Here is a 16498-nt window from a genome sequence, read left to right on the forward strand (position 1 = left end):
ACGATTTTTTGCCATATTCCAGACAGCAAAAAGCCCGCTATTAAGCGGGCTTTCCGTGGCGACCTGGCGTTCAGTGTTCCAGGTTACCGAATATGGCGCAGCGGACGGGAACATAACTCAACCTCTAACCTGTTGATTTAACGCACAACCAAACTAGAAAACATAATGCAAGTACTTAAATATGTACTCATTTTCTCTGGCTGACAAGCCCCTCACCGCTCGCGCCGCTAGAGCAACGCCAGCAACCCAATCGTGCGCCATTACCGCCGCATTTCCCGCGCACCGTGACCTATTAATAACCGGACACCACTCGATGCGTTTGCGGCTGCCAGCTTCAGCGCATCGGAGAAGATGTCAGCGAGAAGCGGGATTACACACCGGGCGTGTTCACCGCTGAACAGTACGTAAGGGGGAAATGGGTTTGCCCAGTGCGAAACACTGATCCAAGCGCCGGTGCCGCCGCAGGTGATCGACAAGGGCATCCCCACGGCGGGCCTGCTGGCGCACGTGATGGTGCCAAGTTCGCCGATTACCTACCATCCTGCGTTCAACGCTGTCGTAGTGGGTGGGTCAAACCGGCGTACTACTTCAGCCCTTCGTCGATGCGCTGCGCGATGTGGTGCTGGCCCAGCGCGTGGTTCACGCTGACGAAACGCCGGTACAAATGCTGTTGCCGGGTCGGAAGAAAACCCACCGCGCTTACATTTTGGCCTACAACTCTACGCCGGTTTCGGCACTCAACGCCGTGGTCTACGACTTCAGCCCCAGCCGTGCTGGAGAACATGCGCGTAACCTCCTGGGCTCCTGGAACAGCAAGCTGGTCTGTGACCACTTCGCCGGCTATGTGGCTAGCTTCGTGCTGGGCATCACCGAAATTGGCTGCATGCCCATGCGCGCCGCAAGTTCTTTGACCGGCATATGGCCAACAAAAGCCAGATGGCGGAGCAGGAGCTTCACTCGATTAGTGGGCTGTACAAAGTCGAAAAACACGCCAAGGAAATGAGTGACGAGGACCTTTGGCGATTACGCCAGGAAATGGCGGTGCCCATCGCTGGAAAACTGCATGAGTGGATGTTGGCTCCGCGTGCACTTGTGCCCGAGGGTTCGACCACGGCCAAGGCCCTAGATTACAGCCTGAAAAGCTGGGTAGCGCAGGCGCGCTACCTAGAAGAGGGTGCTGTGCGCATAGACAACAACCAGATCGAGAACTTGATCCGCGCGTGGGCGCTTGGGCGGTCGAACTGGTTAGTTGCTGGGTCGCTGCGCAGCGGCAAAAAGGCGGCGGTGATAATGAGCTTGATTCAATCTGCACGCTTCAATGGGCATGACCCGTACACTTATCTCAAGGATGTGCTCACGCGGCTGCCGACTCAGCGAGCCCTTCACTTTGAGCAATTGCTGCCTCATCAGTGGTCGCCTGCCTAACTTGCGCATGGGAGGTGCACTCAGGCTCGAATACTCGCAGCCGGAGCCACCGCGCAGTACCCTCATCCTGTCTTCGAAGCCGAAGCGAACAGGGCGTTAGACCGCGTCATGCAAGACGGCTTCGACATGTTATGGGATGTCTACCTCTCAATCCCTGACTCTCCTGCCCCTGTCGATTTGCTAAGCCCAACGGCGCATCAGCGTCGATGAATAATTGAGTTTCGAAAGTTTAGATAACATTAATGAGGGTGGATCATGGCTCAAACCGAAGTTCTCGTAGTCGGAGCTGGCCCAACTGGGCTCGCTCTCGCTCTCTGGCTAACCAAGCAAGGGGTTACCGTAAGAATCATAGATAAAAGCAGCGACTCAGGTGAAACGTTTTGCACAATGGCTCTTCAGGCGCGAACGCTGGAGTTCTATCGCCAACTCGGCTGGCCGATGCGGTCGTAGAGGCCGGCTATTAAAACTGCGAAAAACAATAGTGAAAGGCTAGACCAAGCAAAGGCCTGTCCAGCAACTATCCTCATTTATGAACTTGTTGTTGGGCGGATCGGTGGAGGAATTCACGCCTGTGGCTGCAGCACCTGCCCTCGATATTGAGAGTCGACCGGGTCTTACCTTCCACCCAGGGCTAGATGCGACTCAGCCCCCTGCACCTATAAAGGTGCGCATCAGGGTAATCGATCTTGATCGAGGTGACCATGAAGTAAATCCTCCATCCTGCCTTGCCGTTTGCACGCTTGGTTGACGTCCTGAATTTGCCCCTTTGTGCTGGATACCAACTCTCAGTTAAGTCGATGTCTCCGCTGACGAAGCCCTGCGCCAAACCGTTACCGTTTAGGCTTTGCCGGGGGCGCTTTGCACATGACACCATATCGACTTTCAACACTCCCTAGCTTCAAGTCGCGGGCATTAACACCGCGATATCCGGCTGGGGACGCCGCAGTCGATGTCCGATAAATTTGTTTCGCCGGACAGCTAATCGCGAGCGCACCATACCAAGATAACCGGGTCCGCTAGCCATTTCCGGCGACAAAGGTAAGGGGACAATCCATCTTCGCGAGCAGATAATCACCACGGTATCTTTGAGAATTTTCGCCTCCCGAGTTTTCTGCTCAGCATCCGTTGCAGTTCGCGAATCGCCTGAGCATAATTTTCAGCTCGGGCGCCCGCACCTACTCACTGGGGTTGCATGCAGGATCAGACTGGAGGGAAAAATGGGGGCGGGCAGCGCATGAATAAAATAATAACATTTAGATTCAAGAACTTAATAAAATAAAAACGTCTCCCACAAGCCGGGCTAACCTAAAACCAAATAGCTAGAGTCAGAGGGTTGCCGGGGACGTACTGACGAGAGTTGAGTCCACACGCCTCGGCCTAGGAGGTCTTGTTTCGCACATACACCCGGCTGGCCATGTCCTCGCCGACCAGCACCACTGCAGGACCAGGTGTAATGGCGTGCCACCCCACAGCCGAGCGAATCCCTTCCAAGATGTGTTCCACGATGACCTGGCTGCGCATCACCTGGGCGGCACTAGTAGAAAACGACTGTGCGATCGTCATTGAGCAGAATTCTGTGTTCAAAGTGAAGTTGCACGGCGCGGGCGAGTACCTAGCATTCGGTGTCGCGACATTGGCCACCAGATCATCTGCAGTTGGGGCATGATCAATGCGCTGCAAGTTCGACTCGATGAGTGGATCCTCATCGTGGCCCGCCGTCACATAGTGGGCAGTGGCTGCGATGAGCTTCACCCCTAAGTTTATGGGTTTGATGGTAAGAACCCTCGACCTTGACGCTGAGTAGGATCGAGTGATGGATATCGATGATTTGGCCGGCCCATAGTCTTGATACGTCACCGCTCAGGATCTGTGTGTAACGGGCGAGAATCACGGTGTCGATCTTCTGCTCACGCACCATTTCCAGAAGTTGGCTTCCTGCTTGTTTTTTTCAGAAGTGACAGGCAGGTAGTGAAAATCCAGCCTCTCATGCTCAGCTCTGCGCCTGAACTTCTCAAGGTTCGATACGATCAAGACCAGTTCCATTGGCAAATGATCGACACTGTTGCGGTACAGCAGGTCATTCAAGCAATGGCCCATCTGAGACACCATCATCATGACCCGCGGCTCCACTGACGTGTCATAGGTGTTCCATTCCATGCCGTAGCAGGCTTCGCGCGAGTCGCTCAGCGCAACGCCGTGGCGCAACTCCACGCAAACGCGCATGAAGAACTTTTACGTTAGGCCGAAAAAATTCAACGACTGATGGAGCTGAAGTATGTACGCATTGACTAGTACAATATCGCCCAAGCCCATTGCCCCTTCATGTATGCGCCTTACTGCAATCAGCATTATGAAAATTAGGCCGGTGGATATGATGAAGACCTGCCCAATGCTCAAACAAACAAACGTCCACTCATTCCTGGCAGATGCGTCCTCCCGCTTTCTCAACGCAGCATCGAGACGCTGAGCCTCATGATCTTCTGCGCCGAAGTATTTCACCGTCTCGAAATTTAGAAGACTATCAATTGATTTGCTGCTGGATTCAGCGCTCGCCTCGTTGAGCGCGCGACGGAAACGAGTGCACCACGCGCTAATGGAAATTGTAAACCCTGCGTAGGCAGCCACAGTAGCCAAAGTCACCAATCTGAAGATCGCACCGAAGAGGTACCAAAGAATGGTTCAGACAAGCACGACCTCGAAGGCGATAGGCACCAGAGAGAACAAGACTGTCGATAGAATGACCGGGATACAGTGCGTACCCGCTCAATTTAACGCGCTACCCCCTCCCCTGTCTTCCGATCAAGGTGGAATCTGAGACTGAGCTGATGCAGCCTCTTGAAGATGCGAAGTCCTGACAAGCGAGTTGCGTTAGCGTTGACACGGACGAATACTGCGGTCCGCAGCTCATCAAAGACGGTAGCCATCAGTCGGCCGCCGCCGTAGGCGAGTACAAGGCCAACCGGTGTCGCAAGATCCCCCGTGTTTACCTCCAACTTCAAGCGATCGATTTCCCGCAGGAAATTCAACTGTTTTTCCAGTGCTAAGACCGTCATGACGCTTACCCTTGTGATTCTGCACTCAGCAATACCCATTCGAAGAGCGTGTAGGTAGCTCCAGGAAGAATAATTTTTATTTGCCTTCCAACTAGTAAACAGTTAAACCCAAGCCGTGTCATAAGGAACTATCATGATCATCATTCCTGCCCTGCTGCCAGCACCTTATGTGTTACCAAAAACCGCAGAAACCGGGAGTTGCCCGGGGGCGAAAGCAGTTGCCGCTGATTTTCCGGCGCTGTTGAAGGAACAATGCCAGCTTACTTCGGCGAGCGTCGACGTCCACAGCGCACCCCGAGACGACATCGGACACGCCAACACGTGTAAGAACGCCTATATTCTCGGTATTCCTTTCGAATGCAGAGTGCCCGCGTCCCTTAATGCCTTGGCGCAGCCCGCAAGCGTGCTCACCTGGATACAGACTGACGTGGCTCGAACGTCGGCGCAGCCGCCCCGGGCCCGGCCTTCTTATAAGCCCGAACCCGTGCTCTCTGACTTCAATCTTTTTAAAGGAAGAGCCTGTCGAACAGGGGCTCAGTGATCACACCGAAGACTTCTGGATCGCCATAGGCGCGCGCCGAAAGCATGGCGCCATGAACCGCTGCCATGAACATCTCTGCTTCGGCACGCGCATCACTGGACAACACCAATACTCCCTGTTTTGCCCCTCGCTCTAGTACAGAGGTTATCCAGGCCGAAAGCGAGCGAAAATGGGCCCGCACCTCCAAAACCACGTCTTGAGGCATCACCGAGATCGGCTGCATGGCACACGCATGCCGTAAGTTCTTCGAACTGCATGTGGCAAACAAAAGCCAACTGGCTGAACAGGCACTTCACTCAGTCGGCGGCCTGTACGAGATCGAGCGGCAAGCCAAAGACATGAACGATGAAGAACGCAGGCGATTACGTCAGGAAATAACGGTGCCCATTGCAGGAAAGTTGCATGAGTGGATGCTGGCTCAGCGCGAGCTTGTGCCAGAAGGCTCAGCGACGGCCAAGACTTTGGATTACAGCTTGAAACGCAGGGTAGCGCTAACGCGCTACCTGGATGATGGTGCTGTGCCCATCGACAATAACCCGGTCGAAAACACGATCAGGACATGGGCGCTTGGGCGCTCCAATTGATTGGTTGTTTGCCGGATCTCTGCGCAGCGGCAAACGAGCGGCCGCGATCATGAGTTTGATCCAGTCGGCGCGGCTCAACGGGCATGATCCATATGCTTACTTGAAAGACGCTGTGGCTCGACTGCCAACACAGCGTGCAAGTGACATCGCCGAGCTGCTGCCGCATAAATGGGCTCCTCAGGTGATGTAAATCTGAATGCATCCTCTTGGACGAGCCGTCAGTTGCATTGAACTACGAGGGCAAACGTTGATTAGGGGGTTTACTTCAAAGGGGATTCAATATAATTTGAAATTGTGCGCACACTAACCGTTGTGCCCCCTGATATTAAATAGGAGGATGCTATGTCACCGTTAAACGTGATGAAGTTCTAAACGATCAAGCTGTCACCCCCTCTCTCGAAAATCTTGAAACACGCTGGTCTCAACGTTGGCAGCTCGAAGGCACTTACGCCTTTGACCACGCAGCCCAACGCGACGCCGTGTTCTCAATTGATACGCCCCCGCCGACGGCTTCAGGCTCGCTGCATGTCGGCCATGTCTTCAGCTATACCCACACAGATATCATCGCTCGATTCCAGCGTATGCGAGGCAAGGCTGTGTTCTATCCCATGGGATGGGACGACAACGGATTGCCTACCGAACGCAGGGTCGAGAATTTCTATGGGGTACGCTGCGACTCGCTGGCAGCCTATCAGCCTGGTTTCAGGCCATCTGAGCCCGCTCCTTTAAAGCGAGGTGACTTTACTGTCATCAGTAGGCGCAACTTCATCGAGTTGTGTCACGAACTGACAGCTATTGATGAGCAAGCATTCCGTGCACTCTTCGTGCAACTGGGCTTGTCCGTTGATTGGAGCCTTTCATATGCCACCATTGATGAGCGCTCCCAACGAGTAAGTCAGCGCGCTTTACTTCGTAACTATCAGCGTGGCGAACTTTATAGCCAGGAAGCGCCTTGCCTGTGGGATGTAACGTTTCAGACAGCCGTGGCTCAAGCAGAGCTTGAAGAGCGCGAGGTCGATGGTGCATATCACGAACTCGTCTTTGAGTCAGCGGATGGTGGCGCATTGAAGGTTGCTACCACTCGGCCTGAGCTACTGATGGCATGCGTGGCGCTGGTAGCTCACCCGGACGACGTTCGCTATCAGGAGCAGTTCGGGCAATCCATGCGCTTGCCGATTTTTGACTTTGAGGTACCGCTGCTGGCACACCCTTTGGGTGATCCTGATAAGGGCACCGGCTTGGTCATGGTCTGCACCTTTGGCGATCTTACCGATGTGATTTGGTGGCGGGAATTGCAGTTGCCAACGCGATCGATACTGGGAAAAGATGGGCGCCTGTTGCTTGAGACGCCTTCCTGGTTGACGACACCCCGTAGCCAGCAGGCCTATGCAGGCTTGGCCGGCCGTAATTTGTCTCAGGTTCGTACACTGCTCGTGTCGATGCTGCGCGACTGCAGCGCCATGCAAGATGAGCCACGACCGATTCGACACTTTGTAAAGTTTTTCGAAAAAGGTGACCGACCTTTGGAAGTTCTCGCCACTCGACAGTGGTACTTGCGCAATGGCGGACGCGATATGAGCCTGCGGAACTCGTTACTTACCTCTGGCCAGGCGCTGGACTGGCATCCGCCGCATATGCTCAGGCGTTACGAGCACTGGGTCGGTGGTTTGAATGGTGATTGGTTAATCAGTCGTCAGCGCATGTTCGGCGTGCCGATACCGTTCTGGTACAGCCTGAACGCACAAAGCGAAGCGCAATACAGCGCTCCGATTATTGCCTACGAGGAAAGCTTGCCAGTTGATCCGAGCCTGGATACTCCGCCAGGGTATCGGCCAGAACAACGTGGGCAACCGAATGGTTTCATCGGCGAACAGGACATCATGGATACGTGGGCCACCAGCTCGCTGACGCCTCAAATCGCAGGAGGGTGGGGAGATGACGACGCATTGTTCGCCAAAATATACCCCATGGATCTCAGGCCTCAAGGTCACGACATAATCCGCACTTGGCTATTCTCAACTTTGGTACGCAGCCATTTTGAACACCGTTGCGTGCCATGGCGTAATGTCGCGCTCTCTGGGTGGATTCTTGATCCTGACCGTAAAAAAATGTCTAAATCCAAGGGTAACGTGGTGACCCCTCAAGACTTGCTCGACCAGCATGGAAGTGACGGCGTGCGCTACTGGGCAGCCTCAGCGCGGCTCGGCAGTGATACAGCCTTTGAGGAACAGCAGATGAAGATCGGCCGCCGTTTGGCCGTCAAGCTGTTCAATCTATCAAAGTTGGTTCAAGGTTTTGCGAAGGATGACAACGGAGATATCGACCAACCGCTGGATCAGGCCATGCTTAAACGCTTGGACTGCGTAGTCCAGGACGCTACGTTCGCCCTTGAGGCGTACGACTATAGCGTGGCGCTCTCGCGTATCGAAGGGTTCTTTTGGTGGTTTTGCGATGACTACGTCGAGTTGGTCAAGCGTCGCGCCTATCGACCAGAAGGCCATTCGGCCCGTAATGCTCTTGCACATGCACTGAGCGTGCAACAGCGACTGTTTGCGCCATTTCTGCCATTTGTGTGCGAGGAAGTATGGCAATTTTGGAATTGCGGCTCAGTGCACAATGCGTCTTGGCCGCAAGGGGATGCTTCTCCTGACGCGTCTAGTGAAAGCTTATTGATGAGTGTTAGTGCCGTGCTATCCGCGATTCGCAAAGCAAAATCTGACAGCCGCCAATCCATGAAGGCTCCGGTAGCACGTGTTGAACTGGTTGACAGTGCTGCGCGGCTTGAAGTGATAAAAGGCGTTCGCCAAGACTTGATCGAAGCAGGTCAGGTTGAGGCTTTGGTGTTTATAGAGGGAACTGAGCAGCAGGTCGGTGTATGGCTGAAGTGACGCATACTTAAAGGCAAGTCTATTCGCGGGGCGATCAAGGAGATCGCTTCGCGTGCACGTGTATAGTCGTCCATCAAACACTTGGTTCATATACCAAACAGAAGATATGCCGTAGTGGTTTGACCTGCAACCAGATCTCATTCCGTCAGGCATCTCAGTAGTTAGAGCTCCTACCTGCCTAGATTGCTGCCGTCAAAGTTATCGCGTTGGGTGGGTTTACCAACCGCTTACCCCACAGACCCGTAGGTGCTGAACTACCGCATACGGCTCCTGCCTTGGATGGGTGACGCGAAACGATCCTCAGGGTAAGGATGTGCACTCTTAGGGCTCGGCATATTGAGGTCAGCAAAGCGTCCAAGACGTGACCATTGAAGCCGATGACGCTGACTGCGACGCTTGTAGGCTTGCCGCCAGAGACGACACACTGCCAGACGAAAACCGCCAAGACATATCAGTTTTCCGGCACCGCGTGGTAATTGAAGTAACCGCTTATCACACGTTTTAGCCATCGCCCTTGAATCCGGATAAGGTCATGACGCCGGCGACTCAACTCCTCACGGATCGCAAGAAGGGTCGCACGCATACACTTTTTGACAGTCAGTGGCAGTACTTGCATACCATGGCGAAAAAGGCGGTGTTAACGATCCACCTCGACTCAGCCAGCCCCCCGCATCGTTTTCCATCCTGCCGAGGCTTTTTCCTCACGCCCAATCCCTCCTTGTTTTGTTCGAGCGCACCCGAAGAGGTTCCGATCTGACATTAGAAGGGTATATTCTTCTCACAACTACTCAAACCATTTTGAAGAACTTAGAGCGTGTATCGACTCATTGCATAGTCAACAGGGCACGATTGAAAACTGAAAAATTGATTATAGTTGATCTTGAGTATTAGAGCCAAAGGTCCTTGGTATGGATAAAAACACCAAAGCACTCCCCCCAGTGGGTCCTCTGGTTTTCTTCGAAGCTGTAGCTCGGACAGGCAGCTTTACGCTGGCCGCCGAGGAGCTGTTCATCACGCAAAGCGCCGTCAGCAAGCAGGTGAAGAAGCTGGAGGACAACCTTGGGTTTGCGCTGTTTACACGCAAGTACCGCGGGGTTGTGCTGACCGAACCTGGGCGTGAGCTATACGAAGGTGTGCAGCCGGCGCTAGAGTCTTTCCGCGAAACCGTCCAGCGGGTGCGCAAATGGTACGACCAGAACACCATCAGCGTGGTGTGCACGCACGCGGTCGCTCACTACTACCTCTTCCCCAAACTCGCCCACTTCCAGCAGCAGTTCCCCGACATCACGGTCAACGTGGTGGCCACCAACCAGCTTTCCGCCCCACTGTGCTTGAACTATGACTTCGGCATTCTCTACGGTGCGGGGGAATGGACAGGCCTTTCCGGTGTGAAGTTGTTCGATGAGATCGTGTACCCCGTTTGCAGTGCAAAATTCGCCGCCGAGCAGGTGGAGTCACTTGATGACCTGTTGAAGCTCCCGCTGGTCCAGATCGACAACGAGGGCTGGAATATCATGAACTGGAATGACTGGCTCGGGCAGTTCGGGAAGACGTTCAAGCCTACCGGCAAGGTCATCACCTACAACCAAGTCACCTTGGCCTTGAACGCTGCGGAAAGAGGATTGGGGATCGCTCTGGGCTGGGAGTTCATGGCTAGAGAGATGATCGAGAAAGGCGCTGTGAAGGCGTTGCAGCAGTTCGAGCTAAAGACCGGCTTCTCAGACTTCCTCGTTCACTCGAACAAGGCCAAGCTCTCGAACGCATGCAAGATTTTTGAGGAGTGGCTGCTGCAATCAACCGCTGACGACCGATAACGGTGTCAGCGGTTAGCCTTCAGGCTTACTCGGCCACGTAGGCGAAGGCCTGTACCTCGACCACGTAGCCGCCGGCAACGAGTGCGCTCTCGACGCAGGCGCGCACCGGCTTTGGTCGGCCATCCAACCACTTCTCGTAGACAGCATTGAAGGTCTCGAATTCGGCGATGTTGGTCAGCCACACCTGAACACGCACCAGGTCATTCAGCGTGGCGCCGACTTCCTCCAGCAAGCCAGTCACTTTGCCAAGGACTTCAATGGACTGCTCTTCCAGTGAAGCCGCAGTATTGGTAGCGACCTGACCCGCGGTCTCTACAGTGCTCCCGTAACGGACGACCTGGGCCATGAGGTGGTTTTCGTGAAGACGTTTGATCATTCGATCCTCTCTGCAATGGATGAGTGCTGACCCAGCCCGCCGGTATCAAAGCCGGGCGGGCTATGTGCAGCTAAGGGTAGTCCTTAGATATCGCCACCAGCGTTGCTGGATTCGTGCTTGAGCCGAATGCCGGCCCCGATGGCCTTCAGGGGATCAGGCGGTACCCAGGACGGGTTGCTGTTATCGAAGATGAAATCCAGCTCTTCACTTGGGATGCCGCAGATGTAGTCGGCCATGTAGTAGCCGAGGTAGGTGCCCTTGGCCACACCTACACCGTTGCAGCCAACGATGGTGTAGACGCCTTCTGCGGACTTCTTGAAGACCGACTGGTGATTCAGCGTCATGCACAGCATCCCGCCCCAGGTGTATTCAAAATTCTTGTGGGCCAAGAACGGGAAGCGCGCCTCGTAAGACCGGCGGTGCTGCTTGAAGGCCATTTCCAGGCCCTCGGCGTTGCTGTTCAAGCTGCGCTCGTAGTTGAGCGAGTTGCGCACGAAAATACGCCCGTCAGTGGTGAAGCGCACGGTGGTTCCGGCTGGGTGCGCGGAAGTGGTGCCCCATGGCTTTACGCCGTCGAAGTACTTCTTCAACTCGTCCGGTGTCAGCTTTTCGGTCAGGCTCGCGTAGGTGAAGATCGGTGCCAATCGATTCTGCAGGTGGCCGAACTCCTCGTTGAACGAACTGGTGGTCTGGATCACGGTGCTAGCTTCGATCGAACCGCCCAGGAAGTTGAGCTTATGCGGCGAGCCATACTCACAGCTGACCACCGGGCTGTTTTCGAACAAGGTGAGATTTTTGGGCAGCGCAGCAGCCAGGCCTCTGATCAAGGAAGAAGGGTTGATCAGGATGTTACCCGGCGTGTACACCGCCATGCGGTAGTAGTCAGTACCCAGTCGCTTCTTCAGCGCAGCGCCTTCCACGACCTCGTACTCAAAGCCGGAGGCCTTCAAGGTCTCGACGAAGTGGTCCAGGCCGGCGACGTTGCTCTGCTCATGGGCGGACATGTACTTGCCGGCGTTCTGCCAGGCGCAATCGATGGAGTGCTTGTCCTTGAGGGATCGTAGGCGCTCGATGGCGAAGTTGTTGAGCTTGAACAGCTTGTGGTCGTGCTCGACGTTCGACTTGCCAGCATCCAGGTTGTGCGGCACATCGATCACGAAGCCTGCATTGCGGCCGGACGTGCCTTGCCCAACACCCAGCGCATCCACAATCGCGATTCTTGCACCGGGATTCAACTCGGCCAGGCGCTGCGCCACTGCAACGCCCGTGTAGCCGGCGCCAATCACGGCGTAGTCGAACCTCTTCCTGCCTTTGAGTCTTTCACCCAGCTTCTGCCCATGGGACGGGGATGTTTCATACCAGCCCAAGTTTCCGTCGACGATCGGGAACTTACTAATCTTTTGCATGGCTACCTCCAAAGGTGTTGTTGCAAGCATCCAGTAATCACCAATGGCTGACTAACGAAAAAACGGCATTTAGGAATTCCAGATGCTCATATTTCAACGGAAGGCTGCATTACCCTGCTCCGGTAAAGAAAGGCCAGTAGCACCTAGGCGGCGCGATTACTGCGACCCCTTCTTCGAAACCCTTCTAGCGCAGAGCTTTGAGATTCCTCACTCTAGGGCCAGCCGGTGACCCTGGGCGTGTCACTGTGAAAAGTATTCCATTCCAGAATCTATGGATTCCAACATATCCGTTGTTTTCGCTTATCTAATCCTCGATAGTTTCCTCGCAGCAACTCAATGAACTAACCACAAGCATCCATCACTTTGCTTGAGGGCCGCTGCTGCCGTAAGTCCGCGAAGCCGCTTCAATTGCTCCCTGAGGTATCCATGAGCAAACTGATTTTGACGCTCGTCTGTAATGATCAAAAAGGGATAGTTGCCGCCGTCGGCAATTGTATTTCTGTTCAATCGGGCAACATCACTGAGTGCGGCCAGTACGTTGACTCGGCCAACAACAAATTCTTCATGCGCGTCTGCGTTGAGCTCGGCCAGGGCGTCGCCCTGAGCGATTTCCGTGAGGTTTTTTCCTTCGTGGCGAGTGCCTATGGCATGCAATGGCAGATCTACGATGCAGCGTCCAAGCCGCGCGTGATGATCATTGTGTCCCAACTCGGCCACTGCCTGAATGACCTGCTCCATCGGCACAGCATTGAGCAACTGCCGATGGAACTTGTGTCCATCGTGTCGAACCATGAGCACTTTCGTCGCAGAGCCGAGCATGAGGGCCTGGCCTTCCACTACCTGCCAGTGACTCCCGCCAACAAGCAGGAGCAGGAGCAGGAGCAGGAGGCCAAGCTGCTCGAAATGGTTCGAGACCAGCAGATCGACTTGGTAATCCTTGCCCGCTACATGCAGATCCTGAGCGATGACCTTTCACGTGCCCTCGCTGGACACGTCATCAACATCCATCACTCCTTCCTGCCTAGTTTCAAAGGCGCGCGTCCGTACCACCAGGCGCACAAGCGCGGGGTGAAGCTCATCGGGGCAACCGCCCACTACGTTACTGCGGACCTAGATGAGAGGCCGATCATCGAGCAAAACGTGCAGCGCATCGATCATGCCGCGACCGCGGAAGACCTTGTGGCCATCGGACGCGACACGGAGTGCCAAGTTCTGGCCCGTGCCGTGAAACTCCACCTCGAACACAGGATTCTGCTCAATGACGATCGCACAGTTATTTTCCACTAAGCCCCCCAAGTGATCCGCAGCAAGGCGATCGTCGAGCGCATCCTGGCCGAAGTGCGAACAGCTGTTGTCCAGCATTCAATCGCACCAGGACTGGCGGTGGTGCTTGTCGGTGAAGATCCAGCCAGCAGGGTCTATGTACGTAACAAGAGCGCCCAGGCCGAAGCCTGTGGGTTCAACTCTCGCCAGTTTGAGTTGCCAGTCTCGACCAGCGAGGTCGAACTCCTCGACTTGATCAACTCCGTGTCACGCCACGCCCGGGCAATCACCCCCGTCCCCGGCGGCGCTGGCCCTATGACCATTGCCATGCTCATGCGCGACACACTGGAGGCCGCTCTCAATCAGAACGAACAGTGACTTCCACCATCCCAAGCTTTTCCGCGTGCAACACATAAGGCTGCTGTGACCGGCAGCCCACAGAGCCACATATTAACAACAATAAAGGTGTAGCCATGTCCACTTCTGTATCTGAGCAGGTGCGCTCGCGCACGGCTTCAAACAACGACATATCACGATGCTTTCCATCGCCGGCGTGATCGGCGGGGGCCTATTCAGCGGTTCCGGTCATGCGATCGCAGCTGCAGGTCCTGCCGCCATCCTGGCCTACATGATGGCGGGGGCACTAGTGGTGCTCGTCATGCGCATGCTCGACGAGATGGCCATCGCCTCTCCGGACACCGGGTCATTTTCCACCTATGCAGATCGTGCCATTGGCCCATGGGCCGGCTTCACCATCGGTTGGCTGTACTGGTGGTTCTGGGTGCTGGTCATCCCGCTTGAGGCCATCGCTGCAGCTGCAGTCCTCAATACCTGGTTCCCCGGCATCGAGACGTGGGTGTTCGCTTTCAGCATCACCGCATTGCTGACCATCACCAACCTCTTCAGAGTCGGCAAGTACGGGGAGTTCGAGTTCTGGTTCGCCATGCTCAAGGTGATCGCGATCATCGCCTTCATCGTACTCGGCGGCCTGGTGCTGTTCGACTTCCTGCCGAACCGTGAAGTCATCGGGCTCAGCACCCTGGTCGCTCAGAATGGCGGCTTCATGCCCAATGGGTTCGGCGCGGTCAGCGGCGCACTGCTGACCACCATGTTCAGCTTCATCAGTATCGAGGCGGTGACCATCGCTGCGGCGGAGTCGAAAGATCCGGCGCGCAACATCGCCAAGGCGACCCGTTCGGTGATCTGGCGAATCTGCCTGTTCTACCTGGTGTCGATCTTCGTAATCATCTCGATCGTTGCCTGGAATGACCCGCAGTTGCCGGTGCAGGGCTCATATCAGCGCGCGCTGGAGATCATGAACATCCCACACGCCAAGTTCCTGGTCGACATCGTGGTGCTGGTAGCGGTCTCCAGTTGCTTGAACTCAGCGATCTACATCTCCTCGCGCATGGTCTTCTCGCTGGCTAAGCGGGGCGATGCGCCAAGTGTCATCCGCCGCACCACTCGCAAAGACGTATCAGCTTTTGCAGTAGTAGCCAGCACGGTCATCGGGCTGCTGACCTCTGCATTGAACTTCTTCGCACCGTCAGAGGTGTTTGGTTTATTGCTGGCATCATCTGGCGCGATCGCTCTGCTGGTCTACCTGGTGATCGCGATGTGCCAGCTGCGCATGCGTTATAAGCTTGAGCGCAGCAACACGCCGATCGCGCTCAAAATGTGGATGTTCCTGGTACTGACCTGGCTGGCAATCGGCTTTATCGTCGCCGCGCTGACCACGATGGTCGTGCTGCCTGAGCACCGCAGTGAAGTGACAGCCACGGGTCTGCTGACGTTGCTGACGGTCGCGCTAGGCTTGATCTCGCAGAACCGTAGGAAAACAAAAAACTCAGCAGGGGCCCAGAGTGCGCTGAGTAACTGATCCAGCTGCTAGAGCGCCCTTATCCCAAGCTTGGGAGAGCGCTTCACCGTAAAGCTAGCTGGCTGTCAGCATCGACCTGAGCCCGGTTGGGTCGAAGGGCGCGCCTAGCTCGCCGTCTGGGAGCAAATCTTCGCAGGCTTGAGCCCTCCAGCGTACCGATGATGCTTTTGGACTTATAGTGGTTTGCAGTCCGCTATGACGGGGCACGCGCTTGGTCCCGCCACCGCGATGGTAGCATTCCGTACGCTTGAGCAAACTGCCGATTGAAATGTGATAAGTCAGTAAACCCGGTCTCGTATGCCACCTGCGTGACCGGGTGCGCTGTGCTTTCCAGCAACCAGCACCCCTGCTCCAGCCTGACACGCCGGTAATACTCCGAAGGTGTCACTCCCAGATATTTCACGAATAGCCGTGAAAGCTGCCGCTCCCCGATGCTCGCCTTCTCGGCGATCTGCGCAATCGTCAGCGGCGCACGGATATATTGATGCATGAGGAACACCGCCCTGCGTACCTTGCCGTCGAGTGAAAAGGCTTTCGAGTCCGAGTGCAGCAATGGGATCTGCGGATGGTTGGCCTCGCGCATCTGGTCGGAAATCAGGTGCCTCAGGCTCTTCGTCGCGCGGTCAACGCCGCAGTGGCGGCTGACCAGATACAGCGCCAGATCCATCGTCGATGTGCCACCCGCGCAAGTGATAATGCCTTTGTCGACGATGAATATTTCATCGGTCACGGGGATCGACTCAGGGAAGTACTCTTGGAATTCGGTGTAGTGATACCAGTGAACGCTGGTGTGCACGGCGTCCATCAACCCCGCCTTGGCCAATGCGAAGGAACCAGTGCAGGCTCCGACCAGCACTTTCCCTGTCGCCTGGGCTGTGCGCAGGTACTCCAGCACTCGGCGATCGTAGTCCAGAGGCCGCGGTACTCGCCCGCCCACTACCACGATGTAGTCGAACTGCGCGGGGTCCTCAAGTGTGGCCTCCGGCCGTACTTCCAGCCCGCAACTGGCTTTAAGCATCGATCGATCAGCGGCCATCAGCTTCCAGCGGCACAGTACCTGATCACTCTTGTCGCCTCGATCGGCCGCGTGCCGCAAGACCTCGACGAGGCCGGAAAACGCCATCAGGGTAAAACCTGGCAACAGCACAAACCCCACCGACAGGCCGGGCACGCTCACCACCGGCAGATGGTCGTCCACCGGAGAGGGAAAATTCAGCCTGGGAATATTCATCGTCAGCATCCTCATGGCGGATGTCCGGATAATACCTG

The 16498-nt window shown here is 55.5% G+C and carries 14 protein-coding genes and 3 pseudogenes; 9 read left to right on the forward strand and 8 right to left on the reverse strand.

The window, feature by feature from the left end; translation table 11 throughout:
• Positions 1-215: 215 nt before the first annotated feature.
• Both tnpC and ACW9IB_RS01650 read left to right on the forward strand, forming a co-directional pair.
• Positions 216-1425: pseudogene (gene tnpC / locus ACW9IB_RS01645) on the forward strand (IS66 family transposase); the annotation flags it as partial.
• A gap of 255 nt (positions 1426-1680) precedes the next feature.
• Positions 1681-1886: pseudogene (locus ACW9IB_RS01650) on the forward strand (FAD-dependent oxidoreductase); the annotation flags it as partial.
• 916 nt (positions 1887-2802) lie between these two features.
• Here ACW9IB_RS01650 and ACW9IB_RS01655 read toward each other — a convergent pair.
• The 4 genes from ACW9IB_RS01655 to ACW9IB_RS01670 are packed head-to-tail and all read right to left on the reverse strand — an operon-like array spanning position 2803 to position 4101.
• Complete coding sequence (locus ACW9IB_RS01655) at positions 2803-3177, reverse strand: hypothetical protein (protein ID WP_051032808.1); 375 nt, start codon at positions 3175-3177, stop codon at positions 2803-2805.
• Positions 3128-3343, reverse strand: coding sequence for a formyltransferase family protein (locus ACW9IB_RS01660; protein WP_198430922.1), 216 nt, complete (start codon positions 3341-3343; stop codon positions 3128-3130). The genes ACW9IB_RS01655 and ACW9IB_RS01660 overlap by 50 nt, the downstream gene beginning before the upstream one ends.
• Positions 3313-3636, reverse strand: coding sequence for a formyltetrahydrofolate deformylase (locus ACW9IB_RS01665; protein ID WP_198430923.1), 324 nt, complete (start codon positions 3634-3636; stop codon positions 3313-3315). Before ACW9IB_RS01665 ends, ACW9IB_RS01660 begins: the two co-directional genes overlap by 31 nt.
• Positions 3637-3657: 21 nt before the next feature.
• Positions 3658-4101 carry an ABC transporter transmembrane domain-containing protein gene (locus tag ACW9IB_RS01670; RefSeq protein WP_100831523.1) on the reverse strand — a complete coding sequence of 148 codons (444 nt, stop codon included), beginning with the start codon at positions 4099-4101 and terminating at the stop codon, positions 3658-3660.
• A gap of 510 nt (positions 4102-4611) precedes the next feature.
• On the opposite strand from ACW9IB_RS01670, the gene ACW9IB_RS01675 reads away from it, so the two are divergent.
• Positions 4612-5019: a hypothetical protein gene (locus tag ACW9IB_RS01675; protein WP_130886755.1), complete on the forward strand. Its 408-nt coding sequence runs from the start codon at positions 4612-4614 to the stop codon at positions 5017-5019.
• On the opposite strand, the gene ACW9IB_RS01680 is transcribed toward ACW9IB_RS01675, so the two are convergent.
• Positions 4985-5242: a hypothetical protein gene (locus tag ACW9IB_RS01680; RefSeq protein WP_016973502.1), complete on the reverse strand. Its 258-nt coding sequence runs from the start codon at positions 5240-5242 to the stop codon at positions 4985-4987. The genes ACW9IB_RS01675 and ACW9IB_RS01680 overlap by 35 nt on opposite strands.
• Here ACW9IB_RS01680 and ACW9IB_RS01685 point away from each other — a divergent pair.
• The 3 genes and pseudogenes from ACW9IB_RS01685 to ACW9IB_RS01695 all read left to right on the forward strand — a co-directional run.
• Positions 5220-5793: pseudogene (locus ACW9IB_RS01685) on the forward strand (IS66 family transposase); the annotation flags it as partial. The gene ACW9IB_RS01680 and the pseudogene ACW9IB_RS01685 overlap by 23 nt on opposite strands.
• A gap of 139 nt (positions 5794-5932) precedes the next feature.
• Positions 5933-8491 carry a valine--tRNA ligase gene (gene valS / locus ACW9IB_RS01690; protein WP_457412113.1) on the forward strand — a complete coding sequence of 853 codons (2559 nt, stop codon included), beginning with the start codon at positions 5933-5935 and terminating at the stop codon, positions 8489-8491.
• A 908-nt stretch (positions 8492-9399) separates the two neighbouring features.
• The gene (locus ACW9IB_RS01695; RefSeq protein ID WP_016973508.1) at positions 9400-10305 is read left to right on the forward strand and encodes a LysR substrate-binding domain-containing protein; all 906 of its coding nucleotides are present in this window, start codon (positions 9400-9402) and stop codon (positions 10303-10305) included.
• Between the two features lie 25 nt (positions 10306-10330).
• Here ACW9IB_RS01695 and ACW9IB_RS01700 read toward each other — a convergent pair whose 3' ends face one another.
• Together ACW9IB_RS01700 and ACW9IB_RS01705 are read right to left on the reverse strand one after the other, a co-directional pair.
• Positions 10331-10681 carry a RidA family protein gene (locus tag ACW9IB_RS01700; protein ID WP_457412007.1) on the reverse strand — a complete coding sequence of 117 codons (351 nt, stop codon included), beginning with the start codon at positions 10679-10681 and terminating at the stop codon, positions 10331-10333.
• A gap of 83 nt (positions 10682-10764) precedes the next feature.
• Positions 10765-12087, reverse strand: a complete 1323-nt coding sequence (locus tag ACW9IB_RS01705) for an NAD(P)/FAD-dependent oxidoreductase (protein ID WP_457412008.1) — start codon at positions 12085-12087, stop codon at positions 10765-10767.
• Positions 12088-12513: 426 nt separating this feature from the next.
• Between ACW9IB_RS01705 and purU the strand changes: the two genes are divergently transcribed.
• From purU to ACW9IB_RS01720, 3 genes are all read left to right on the forward strand, one after another.
• The gene (gene purU, locus ACW9IB_RS01710) at positions 12514-13374 is read left to right on the forward strand and encodes a formyltetrahydrofolate deformylase (protein ID WP_457412009.1); all 861 of its coding nucleotides are present in this window, start codon (positions 12514-12516) and stop codon (positions 13372-13374) included.
• Between the two features lie 9 nt (positions 13375-13383).
• Positions 13384-13728, forward strand: a complete 345-nt coding sequence (locus tag ACW9IB_RS01715) for a bifunctional methylenetetrahydrofolate dehydrogenase/methenyltetrahydrofolate cyclohydrolase (protein ID WP_457412011.1) — start codon at positions 13384-13386, stop codon at positions 13726-13728.
• Between the two features lie 157 nt (positions 13729-13885).
• Positions 13886-15229, forward strand: coding sequence for an amino acid permease (locus ACW9IB_RS01720; protein ID WP_457412012.1), 1344 nt, complete (start codon positions 13886-13888; stop codon positions 15227-15229).
• Positions 15230-15422: 193 nt separating this feature from the next.
• On the opposite strand, the gene ACW9IB_RS01725 is transcribed toward ACW9IB_RS01720, so the two are convergent.
• Positions 15423-16460 (reverse strand): GlxA family transcriptional regulator, encoded by a 1038-nt coding sequence (locus ACW9IB_RS01725; RefSeq protein WP_042918723.1) that lies wholly within the window; start codon positions 16458-16460, stop codon positions 15423-15425.
• Positions 16461-16498: the final 38 nt, after the last annotated feature.

It is taken from the genome of Pseudomonas sp. SDO524_S393, assembly GCF_054071875.1.